The 10000-nt window shown below is 41.8% G+C and carries 10 protein-coding genes and 1 pseudogene (2 of these 11 only partly in view); 7 read left to right on the top strand and 4 right to left on the bottom strand.

Annotation, left to right across the window (positions count from 1 at the left end; translation table 11 throughout):
- From FHG67_RS06290 to FHG67_RS06275, 3 genes are all read left to right on the top strand, one after another.
- A protein-coding gene (locus FHG67_RS06290; protein WP_004495707.1) for a THUMP domain-containing class I SAM-dependent RNA methyltransferase crosses the window boundary here: on the top strand, window positions 1-195 show its 3' end. It extends 1053 nt beyond the left edge of the window; only the last 195 of its 1248 coding nucleotides appear in the window; the start codon falls outside the window, past its left edge; it ends in the stop codon at window positions 193-195.
- A 15-nt stretch (window positions 196-210) separates the two neighbouring features.
- Window positions 211-1326 carry an acetylglutamate kinase gene (locus FHG67_RS06285; protein WP_004502249.1) on the top strand — a complete coding sequence of 372 codons (1116 nt, stop codon included), beginning with the start codon at window positions 211-213 and terminating at the stop codon, window positions 1324-1326.
- Between the two features lie 1036 nt (window positions 1327-2362).
- On the top strand, window positions 2363-2707 hold the full coding sequence (locus FHG67_RS06275; protein WP_004502217.1) for a DCC1-like thiol-disulfide oxidoreductase family protein: 345 nt from the start codon (window positions 2363-2365) through the stop codon (window positions 2705-2707).
- On the opposite strand, the gene FHG67_RS06270 is transcribed toward FHG67_RS06275, so the two are convergent.
- The 3 genes from FHG67_RS06270 to FHG67_RS21670 all read right to left on the bottom strand — a co-directional run bounded on the left by FHG67_RS06270 (window position 2684) and on the right by FHG67_RS21670 (window position 5482).
- Entirely contained in the window at window positions 2684-3379 is a 696-nt protein-coding gene (locus FHG67_RS06270) for an iron-containing redox enzyme family protein (protein ID WP_004502230.1), read from the bottom strand. The genes FHG67_RS06275 and FHG67_RS06270 overlap by 24 nt on opposite strands.
- Before the next feature lie 12 nt (window positions 3380-3391).
- Window positions 3392-4447 carry a D-alanine--D-alanine ligase family protein gene (locus FHG67_RS06265; protein ID WP_036058348.1) on the bottom strand — a complete coding sequence of 352 codons (1056 nt, stop codon included), beginning with the start codon at window positions 4445-4447 and terminating at the stop codon, window positions 3392-3394.
- Window positions 4448-4552: 105 nt separating this feature from the next.
- Entirely contained in the window at window positions 4553-5482 is a 930-nt protein-coding gene (locus FHG67_RS21670; RefSeq protein ID WP_004502197.1) for a WGR domain-containing protein, read from the bottom strand.
- Between the two features lie 184 nt (window positions 5483-5666).
- On the opposite strand from FHG67_RS21670, the pseudogene FHG67_RS22965 reads away from it, so the two are divergent.
- Window positions 5667-5750: pseudogene (locus FHG67_RS22965) on the top strand (hypothetical protein); the annotation flags it as partial.
- A gap of 133 nt (window positions 5751-5883) precedes the next feature.
- On the opposite strand, the gene FHG67_RS06245 reads toward FHG67_RS22965, so the two are convergent.
- A complete protein-coding gene (locus FHG67_RS06245; protein WP_142499691.1) occupies window positions 5884-7137 on the bottom strand; it encodes a KamA family radical SAM protein in 1254 nt (417 codons plus the stop codon).
- A 95-nt stretch (window positions 7138-7232) separates the two neighbouring features.
- On the opposite strand from FHG67_RS06245, the gene FHG67_RS06240 reads away from it, so the two are divergent.
- The 3 genes from FHG67_RS06240 to FHG67_RS06230 all read left to right on the top strand — a co-directional run.
- Window positions 7233-7907 (top strand): HAD family hydrolase, encoded by a 675-nt coding sequence (locus tag FHG67_RS06240; RefSeq protein ID WP_004500789.1) that lies wholly within the window; start codon window positions 7233-7235, stop codon window positions 7905-7907.
- 43 nt (window positions 7908-7950) lie between these two features.
- Entirely contained in the window at window positions 7951-8766 is an 816-nt protein-coding gene (locus FHG67_RS06235) for a GerMN domain-containing protein (RefSeq protein ID WP_004502245.1), read from the top strand.
- Between the two features lie 114 nt (window positions 8767-8880).
- Window positions 8881-10000 carry the 5' portion of a GGDEF domain-containing protein gene (locus FHG67_RS06230; protein ID WP_002621731.1) on the top strand. 101 nt of this gene lie beyond the right edge of the window, so only the first 1120 of its 1221 coding nucleotides appear in the window; it begins with the start codon at window positions 8881-8883; its stop codon lies beyond the right edge, outside the window.

Here is a 10000-nt window from a genome sequence, read left to right as displayed (position 1 = left end):
ACCAAGGAAGAAGCCAAGGAAATTTATATTGCTTGGGGTAAAAAACTCAAAGATCATTTTACAGGAAACATCTTGGCGCTTGCTTGCGGAGACACTTCGCTCTTAGGTTTTCTCAAATTGAAAAAAGATAAGGAGCAATCCCTGACGATTGGTAAGCTCAAAGGAAAATTAGTTGCCTACGCTTTGGGCAAATAATCCAATCGAACCGGAATGAAACATCAAGAAATTCTCCTTAAACTTTTGGAAGTCACAGAGAACACTAAGGATTCATTTCAATTTCTAAAACTTTTTCGTTCGATCGAACCCGAAAAGTTCGCTGTGATCTATGCGGATTCCGGTACACTCATGGAATCCGCAGAAGCACTCCTTTACAATCTCAAGATTCTTCACAAGTTGGACTTATATCCGGTTGTCGTTTTAGACAAAGACGGAATTTCTTACACAAATCTCTTTTATAGAAACCATAACAAAGAAGAATCCCCGTCGATTCTCCCCGGAAAATTATTCCGACATCCTCAAGATTTAGCGGGTGCGGTCATTTCGGCCCTTTCGGAAAAAAAACTTCCGGTTTTTGTCACGGAGGAAAAGGGGTCACCCCTTTTCACATTCTTGACCAAACTCTGCTCCACTCTGCATACGAAAAAGCTGGTTCATCTTTATTCGAGAGGGGGAATTTTCTGCGAGGGAAATAAAATTTCGATCTTCGACGTCGATTCTTCCATAAAACCGGACTCAGAAGACGCTTCTCTTTTACTTTCCTGTTTAGAACTTTATAAAAATGTAAAGGATAAGGAATTCGGAATCGCGGTCACATCCGCCTCCTCCCTATTGAAAGAATTATTTACGATCAAGGGAAGCGGAACTCTGATCCGCAGAAAAAATAGAATCGACTTCATCCCGGATCATCGTTTGATTTCCAGAGATAAGTTGAATCTTCTGATTGAAAAAGCTTTTCAAAGATCTTTGAAAGAAAATTTTTGGAGTCAAGAGTTTGCCGGAATTCTTTTAGAATCCGAATACAAGGGTTGCGCGTTGGTTAAAAAAACCCCTTTCGGAACATTTCTTTCCAAGTTTGCGGTAGACGAAATCGCCAGAGGAGAAGGCGTCGGAAGAGATATTTGGGACGAAATGATCCGCAAATTTCCCGTTTTATTCTGGAGAGCAAGAAAGGAAAACACGATATCCAAGTGGTACATGAAGATCTGTGACGGAATGCAAAAGGAAGGAATCTGGATTTATTTTTGGATTGGAGTTCAAGAGGAACACATTCCGGACATTTGTTTCTTTTTAAAAAATCACCCCCAAGATCTATCGAGCGATCCTTAGAGAGCGAGATAGTCGTAGCCAGCGGAGCGTTAGGCGAAGACTCTTAGCGAAGCTAAGATGAGCGATCCTTAGAGAGCGAGATAGTCGTAGCCAGCGGAGCGTTAGGCGAAGACTCTTAGCGAAGCTAAGATGAGCGATCCTTAGAGAGCGAGATAGTCGTAGCCAGCGGAGCGTTAGGCGAAGACTCTTAGCGAAGCTAAGATGAGCGATCCTTAGAGAGCGAGATAGTCGTAGCCAGCGGAGCGTTAGGCGAAGACTCTTAGCGAAGCTAAGATGAGCGATCCTTAGAGAGCGAGATAGTCGTAGCCAGCGGAGCGTTAGGCGAAGACTCTTAGCGAAGCTAAGATGAGCGATCCTTAGAGAGCGAGATAGTCGTAGCCAGCGGAGCATTACCGAGCGACCATAGAAGCGAGGTTGAGCTAATCGAAGACTCTTAGCTAAGCTAAGATGAGCGATCCTTAGAGAGCGAGATAGTTAAACATTTGAAATCTAAAAACATTAAAACTTCGATCACCAACGTATTTATATGGATTCTCATTGGATATTCAGCTATAAACGGCGAGAGTCCCATTGATTCAGGTAATTTAATCTATCCTAATATTCTTATAAACATCCACAAAGACATCAATCTATTAAAATCAAGATATCCCCAATTAGCCGGCTTCACTATATCGAACATTAACCTTAAGTCTTTATAAATCGACTATGAATATAAATGCCACAGACCAAATCATAGCGGCGATCCGGATCCGGACGGCTTGTGGTTGTATATTAGCCTTTGGGATGAGAACAATCCAAATGAAAGCCAAAGACAAATCAACACGCAACCTGATATTCCGACTATGTATATTCAAAACAGAAGAGTGACCTTTCTAATACTGGAAGGAACTCGGACGAATTCGATTCAAAAATCGATCTATGATATTTTAAGAAAAAATGGATTGAAAATAAACGACAAATTACAATTCTACGAAATGTAAAATGCGAAAATGCTTTCCCAAAACTTTTATTGAATTGATCTCAAAAATATTTCAAGATGGATACCCTAGTTTTTTTATACGACGGAGAATGTTCGTTCTGCTCCAACCTCGCAATCAAACTGCAAAATCTCAATCTCAATCCCAAGATCAGATTTCGATCCTTTCGCGATTTTTCAGAAAAAGAACTGAGAGAAATCCACCCGACTTTGAACATAGGCCTCGCGGAAGGAAACGTTCAAATGATCGCAAACGGAAGAAGGTATCCCGGATTTTTTGCGGTTCGAAAACTCAGTCATTCTTTAAAAGGATACCGCTGGGTTGCGCCACTTCTCTATCTTCCCTTGGTTCCGATTTTAGGAATCATCGGAATCGGTCTCTTAAAGTCCCTGAAAAGTCGCTAAGCCGTCGTAAAACACAAGTCTTGCGTCCAAAGCGAGCCTGTTTCCTTCCATCACTCGATTCCTTTTTTCTTCCGTATCCGCCACGACTTCGATCAAGCGAAAAAGTTTTTCGGCGTGAGATTCGTCAGCACTCAGATTGACTTGAAAAAATTTTCCTTCCGGCAAACAAACTCGCTTCTTTAAATCCCTGTAAGACCGAAACATTCTAGAATATTCCAATTTCAGCAAATACTCGTTCGCCGGGCCGAGCGCACCCAAAGCCGAGTAAAAGTCCGTGGTGGTTATCTTCCGCATTAGATCTAGATAAGATTTAGTTTCGGGAAGTCTATGTATATCTTGCGCCACTTCGCCCATATCCGAAAGGAATTTTTTTAAAATACAAACGTGAGAATCTTCCGCATTACCCTCGCCCAATTCCTCCCAAATATTAGAGACAAGAACGATTTTTGCGTCTACGGAGTCGCTGATCGCCGCCGTATTTAAAAACCAATTTACGAAGTCTACGCTGACGAAGTATTCCTGACGAAGCCAGAGAAGAAGGTCTTCCTTTTCCATTCTCCTTTCCTTATTTTCCAACCAGCAATTGGAAACCAGGACCGGATGATTCCGAACCGATTCTTCCAAAGTATTTCGAAAGGATTCGGAAGTTTGAATAGGGACGATTGTCTGCATAAATCTGTGACTTTATCTTTGACTTGATAAGGATCCGATTTTCTTTTTGGCATATAGAAATCGATCGGTCTCAAAATCCAAACGGGCTATTTTTAGAATCTCTTGCAACAAGTTTTTTTCGTCCCCTAGACTCCGACGATAACAAATCGGAAACGTGGAATAAAACGGGGACAAACCGGGAGTAAGATTCATCTCAAGAAAATAAGGATTCCCTAAAGAATCGAGTTTCCAATCCAATCTCGCGGGACCGGAAGTGCCAAGGGAACTACAAAGTAATCGACTTTGTTCCTGAAGAAACGTCTCCAAACCAGAAGGACAATCAAATACGAGAGTTTCCGGCATCACACTTTTAGATTTCGTTTTTTCTCCGTAAACCTTTTCTACTTTGAGTTCTTCCCGAAGGACCAATCTTCCCGCGGAACTGACTCTATAACCCACGACATCAGAACCTATTACGGAAATCGTATATTCGATTCCAGTTAAATATTCTTCCAAGAGATAAGGAAAAAACTCCGCCGGTTTGGAGGACAATTTGAAACGGAGGTCCTTTTCATCGTGAATGATACTTTCCTCTCCGATTCCGAGACTGGAACCTTCTCCGGAAGGTTTTAAAAATCCGGGAAAGGAAAACTCCTTCGAAACCGTAAAATCTGTCTCGGAACGAATTAAAAATCCGGGCACAATCGGAATACCAATCGACCGAGCAAATATTCTCGTTAGATTTTTATCCAAGGACACGTTTTGAGAATAAACATCCGAACCAGTGTGAGGAAAACCGAACAACTCCGCGACGGCGGGAATCAAGGACTCCCTGTTTCTGGAACAAAATCCCTCCATCATATGAAAAAGAACGGGGCGTTTCGTAAAATCCAAGTCGGAATAATGTTTTAACTTTTCCAAAAGCTCGCTCGGGGTGGCTACAAATTCGGCTCTTTCCCCAACTTCGCTTAACAATTCCAAGATAGCGTCCACGGATTTCGAGGACTCCCATTCCTGTTTGTAAATTTCCGGAAACTCCCCTTCAAACTCGTGAAGATCCGCGTAAACAAGAACCGTCGCGGAAGTCATTCGTTTTGTAATTGCCAAACTTAAATGAATTCCTCTATTGATAGAAAAATCTTAAAACTTATGAATTCCTACATTTTTGCAATTCGAGAATTCAGATCTTTAACTCTAGAACGAGATTTCCACATCGGGGCGTAATTTCTCAAACTTCGCTAAATTCTCTTTGGGAAGCTTTAACGATACCCGTATTTCTTTTAACTTTTTCAAACCGGCCAAAGGAAGTATATCTTTGATCGGATTGTCGGCTAACCCAAGAATTGTTAATTCTGAAAGTGAAGAAAGCGGAGAAATATCAGAAATCTTATTTTTATCGAGATAAAGTGTTTTTAAATTTCGGCACGCAGTAAGTGGAGCCAAGTCCTTAATCGAGTTATTCGACCCGTTAAAAACTTCTAGTTTGGGAAGTTTTGATAAAAAACCGAGATCCGAGATACTTTGATTTCTCTCCACATCCAATACAATTAAGCCGGGTGCCCGTTCAATTCCGTCGAGGGAAGAAAGTTTGGGACCTTTTTTTTCTTCAGGATATATTTCCAAAGTATCCAAAGCCGGCATTTTGTCTAACGGAACCTCTACTAAAGAAGTCAAACCGGCGAACCTTGCGTTGGTACCTTGACTCAACTTTTCATCCGAAGGCGGAGCGGACAGAACTCCGTCATCCGAAAGATAATATATGTTAGATTCGGTTGCAGAATCTCTTTCGTCCAAAATCCAGACTAAATACTTCCACCATTCATTTTTTCCCTGCTTGGAAACCGCAGTTTTGACACTAGGGGCACGTTCTGCGGACTTACTCTTTTGAGAAGGCTTATCTTGATTCGCTTTAGCGCCTTTTTTTTCCAAGTAACCTTTCTTGAGTTTCTCGTTTAAAAGTTTTTGCGCTTCTTTCAAACACGCCGCTTCGTCCTTAAATTTCTTCGTCTGTGTTTGTCCTGCCGTTCCCGTCTTACCATAGGTTACGGTAAAGGTATTTCCAGCGATATCGATGTTCCAGAATTTATCCGACTTTTCTTCTTTGTAAATTAGAGAATGTTTCATAAGACCTTAGAGTTTATTGCCGTTTTTGAGGTAAAACGATGAGTTCCGAATCTACTTCGAACTCTATAAAAGCCCGGTCAATCTTAATTTTTTAATTCGAAGACGAAATAATTAATTAACGAGACTTTAAAAGTATAAGGCAAGCGGCGAGGGTCGAGAGAGCCCGGCGTTTGATAAAACAGTAATGTTAAAAACGTTGGTGTTGCAAGCGATCAACAACGCAACGGATGAACAATTGGAATCTCCGTTCAAAGATACGTTGTCTTTTATAAGATTTCTGGGAATAAAAAACCAGAGTTCCTATTTCCAGATGCCAAAACAATTTTGTAAATTTCCGGAAACTCCCCTTCAAACTCGTGAAGATCCGCGTAAACAAGAACCGTCGGCGTTACATCACACATTCAATTTTTCTCTTGGGCCCCCAACGCCTTGGGAAAAATTCTTTCCCAAGTTTCCAAAGAAATCTCCGGATAGATTTCTTCCATCTCGGAATCCGGAGGTTCCGGGCTTAAATGATAGGATCCGTGTAACGCGGATCGGAATACGTGCATTCTTTCCGGTTTGTAAAAACCAAGATACCAATCCGGAGTCAGCGTAACCTTTCCGCCTCCTCCGGGAAGATCGTTTACGAACTGCGGAATTCCCATGCCCCCTATCTTTCCTCTCATATAGGAAACGATCTCGATACCTTTTGCGAGCGGGGTTCGAAAACCTCTCGAACCGGGAATCAGTTCCGGATCGTACATATAATAGGCACGGACCCTCAACTCTAACAGTTTTTTATGAAGTTCTAACATGATTTTTCCGGAATCGTTGATTCCCTTCAGTAGAACGCATTGATTTCCGACATTCACTCCGGCTTTGAGAAGTTTTAGAATCGCTTCTTTTGCTTCGGAAGTGCACTCTTTCGAGTGATTGAACTGGGTGTTACAGAAAATGGAAAGCCGATCAGTATTGTGAGATTCTATAATATTACAAAGATCCAATGTAATTCGAAACGGAAGCGTTACCGGATTTCGGGTACCGAGCCTGCAGATTTTTACGTGTTCGATTTTTTCCAATCGTTCCAAAATCCAGTCGACCTTGGAATCGCTCAGGTTTAAGGGATCTCCGCCGGATAACACGACATCGGTTACTTCCGGATGGGCTTCAACGTATTCAAAACAGGCTTCCAGGTCTTCCGTAAGCATTCTCTCTTTAGAATCGGAAACCTTGCGACCTCTCATACAATGTCTGCAATAAACCGAACATTCGTGATTGGTAAAAAGAAGAACCCGATCCGGGTACATGTGAGTCAACCCTTTGACCGGAGACAACCGTTCCTCGTGCAGAGGATCTGGGGATTCTTCCGGAGAAAAAACAGATTCCGCTTCTCTCGGAATGATCATCTTTCGAATCGGATCGTTCGGATCCTCTGGATCCGTTAGGGAAATGTAATATGGTGTCGCGGAAACGTTGAGACGAATCGTACTTTCAATTCCGACTTTTTCACTCTCCGTCAAATCGAAATAACGTCCCAGCTCGAAACCTCTCACACGATTTTGAAGCTGAGCCTTATAATCGTTCCAATCGAAAGAAGAAAACAACTCGGACCGATTTGCAAAACTTTCTCCTTTGGATTTTTGTGGGAACAGATGCGAATTCGAAGTCTTCATAAGAAGTTCTTCCTATTTTCTCCGACTCCGAGGAAAATCAAGCAAAGGGAAAAAGAAAATGTCAAAAGAATCCGTTTTCGAAAAGCTGTCCTTTGATGACTGATTTTTCCGTCGATTCCATTCAAGCGCTCGCATTCGACGTGGACGGAACCTTGTTTTCGTCCGAAGGAATGATACTCGAAGTCTACAGAGACTCGATTCAAAATTTTTCCAAAACTTTCGAAATCCAAATCGATCTTCCATCCAGAGACCAACTTATGATGGAAATAGGAAAGCCTGTCAAAACCATTTTCCGCAATCTTCTTCCGCAATTGAACGAAAAGCAAAGAGACATTATCTCCGATAGTGTGCTTCGTTTTTTATGCGAGAGAATCAAAAACGGAGAGGGGGAATTCTATCCCTCGGTAAAAGAAACGATCGAATCCCTTACGGGAAAAGGGTTTCGAATCCTAGCGGCTTCGAACGGACGAAAACCTTATATCGAAACCATCTTGGAAGTAGCTGGAGTTCTTTCCTATTTCGATCCGATTCTCGTCTTAGACAACGAACGGATCAAAACCAAGGGAGAAATTCTAAAAGAGTATATAAAAAAAAACGATCTTAAACCGGATGAAATTCTCATGATAGGAGACAGACTTTCGGATCACGAGGCAGCTCGCCAGAATGGTTGTCCGTTTGCGTTTTGTTCGTACGGACACGCACCTCCGGGAGAAATTCCGGACTTTGAACTGGAACTCAAAAACCTCTCGGACCTGAACCTGATCCTTTGATTTTTACCTGTATGGATTCCTCTTTTTTTCCGAAAATGAAAGAGTGCCAGATTCCGAAAAAAGAAAAAATCTCATCTTCATTCTCACCGGAATTATTTTTACGTTAGTACTTTTAGATAAAAGTACAGGATCCGGATTTTCACTCTCCGGAACCGGATTCAAAGGATTTCGAAATATCGGAAAGATGAGTCCGGAATTCTATTCCAAAGAAAACCTCAATCACAAAGAACTTATGGATCAAGCGGAAGACGAAATCCTGGGAGAACTTCTTCAAAACGGAGACGTCCGGGTCTCCTCCGAAAATGAAAATTCTATCGAAGAGGATCTCAACGAAGACGACCTTGTTCCAGTCCTAGAACCTCCCCTTGCATCCGTCAATTTCGAAAACGAATCACCTCCCACCCCGATACCTACAGACAAAGGAGAATTATCACTGTATTTCTTGAAATTTTACGGTAAAGGGAGCAAGAGCCATTCCAGACTTGTAAAGGTTCTCCGGCTTTCCAAGGGAGGGGACAGGGTCAAACTGATCTTAAATTCTCTGATCGCAGGGCCGGTTTCCCAGGAAAAGGAAAAAGGAATCCTAAATTCCATCCCGCAAAACTTACATTATGACGGGGATTATAGGATTGAAGAAGGAATTTTAAAACTCTCTTTGAGTAGCGATTTGGAAAGAGGAGCCGGACCGGAACTTCTAAAAGACCGGATCGATCAACTCACCTATAGCCTCATGGAAAATCTTCCGATCCGAGGCATCCAGCTTAGGATCAACGGTAAATTCGTACGATCTCTCGGCGGGGAAGGAATGCCTTTGCCCTCTCTTCTGACAAAAAACCCTAGAAAGATCGTCGTTTTTTAATCGTCAAAGAACGTATAGTATAAAGTCGCTTAAACGGATTTATAAATCCTGATTGTTTAAACAAAATCGCTTCTAAAATGGAGGTTAGATCTTATTCGGTCCTTTATAAAACATATGAGATTTTTGTTGGGAAACAATCAAAAAATAAAGTTACTTGCCCGGAGAGTTTTTTTCAATCCGTTTACCGATGATTATTTGAGAATCTATCAACCGGAAATCAAAAGAGCCACGGTTATCTATTTCTTTTTTTGTATTGGAATCAGTCTTATCGCTGCTTTGGTCCCGGATGGGGAATCCGGGCAAAATCGAATTCTTGCCTATTCGCGTTTAACGGTCGTCCTTTTGTCCGCTTTGTTCGCATTTTTGCTTATAAAATGGAAATTTTTATTCCGCAAAAAAATCGAGAGATATAGCATTCTCTCTTCGGGAACGATCGTGCTTTCTATTCTTCCTTACGTCTTTTTTGATTCGGGAAGAATGGAACTCTACTTTCATTTTTATACAACCTTAGTCGTAAGCGGAAATATTCTTCTTTGGTTCACCGGAACGACCGTAATCTTTTTCAACGTATTTTTCTATCTTTCCCTGGTTTTGTGTACAACTCTGGCCGGAAACGCAAATGCGTTACAACACGATTTGGCTAACGTGTTGATTTATCTTTTTACAGGAGTGTTCGGAAATCTTTTGATCAACTTCTGGAGAGTGATGGATCATCGCGCAAAGAAAAAACTGCAAAGAGCGGTGAGTAAGCTCAGAGAGAAAAACATCCAGATCGAAAAAATTTCCAAGGTGGACGAACTCACCAGACTTTACAATCGAAGATATCTAATCGAACAATTCGAGCTTTTTCTCAAAAGGGCGCAACGTTACCGATTTTCTCTCGCGATGATAATCCTAGATATGGATTACCTCAAGGAGATCAACGATTCTTACGGACATTTGGCGGGAGACTTGGCGCTTCGCACGATCTCGGACGTGATGAAACAAAGAGTAAGAGCAACCGATATTTGCTCCAGAATCGGAGGAGATGAATTTTGTATTCTTTTAGATGCGATCAAAAAGGATGATCTCGTTCAACTCTGCGAAAAATTAAGAATGGAAGTCGCCGAAAAAGAATTATCCTATCGGACCCCAAACGGAGATCCAGTTAAAATTTCCGTTTCCATCGGCGCCTGCATTCTCAGTCCGATGGAAGAGTTCAGTTTCGACGATATTTATCATTCTATCGATTCAG

Source organism: Leptospira weilii (assembly GCF_006874765.1).
GTDB lineage: Bacteria > Spirochaetota > Leptospiria > Leptospirales > Leptospiraceae > Leptospira > Leptospira weilii.
Note: the sequence above shows the minus strand (reverse complement) of the source record. Positions and strands in the feature narration are given on the sequence as shown.

Excerpts from the sequence above, each read along its gene's own strand:
- FHG67_RS06275 (WP_004502217.1), top strand. The coding sequence starts at position 2,363 with ATGGATACCCTAGTTTTTTTATACGACGGAGAATGTTCGTTCTGCTCC.
- FHG67_RS21670 (WP_004502197.1), bottom strand. The coding sequence starts at position 5,482 with ATGAAACATTCTCTAATTTACAAAGAAGAAAAGTCGGATAAATTCTGG.
- FHG67_RS06240 (WP_004500789.1), top strand. The coding sequence starts at position 7,233 with ATGACTGATTTTTCCGTCGATTCCATTCAAGCGCTCGCATTCGACGTG.
- FHG67_RS06270 (WP_004502230.1), bottom strand. The coding sequence starts at position 3,379 with ATGCAGACAATCGTCCCTATTCAAACTTCCGAATCCTTTCGAAATACT.
- FHG67_RS06245 (WP_142499691.1), bottom strand. The coding sequence starts at position 7,137 with ATGAAGACTTCGAATTCGCATCTGTTCCCACAAAAATCCAAAGGAGAA.
- FHG67_RS06285 (WP_004502249.1), top strand. The coding sequence starts at position 211 with ATGAAACATCAAGAAATTCTCCTTAAACTTTTGGAAGTCACAGAGAAC.
- FHG67_RS06265 (WP_036058348.1), bottom strand. The coding sequence starts at position 4,447 with ATGACTTCCGCGACGGTTCTTGTTTACGCGGATCTTCACGAGTTTGAA.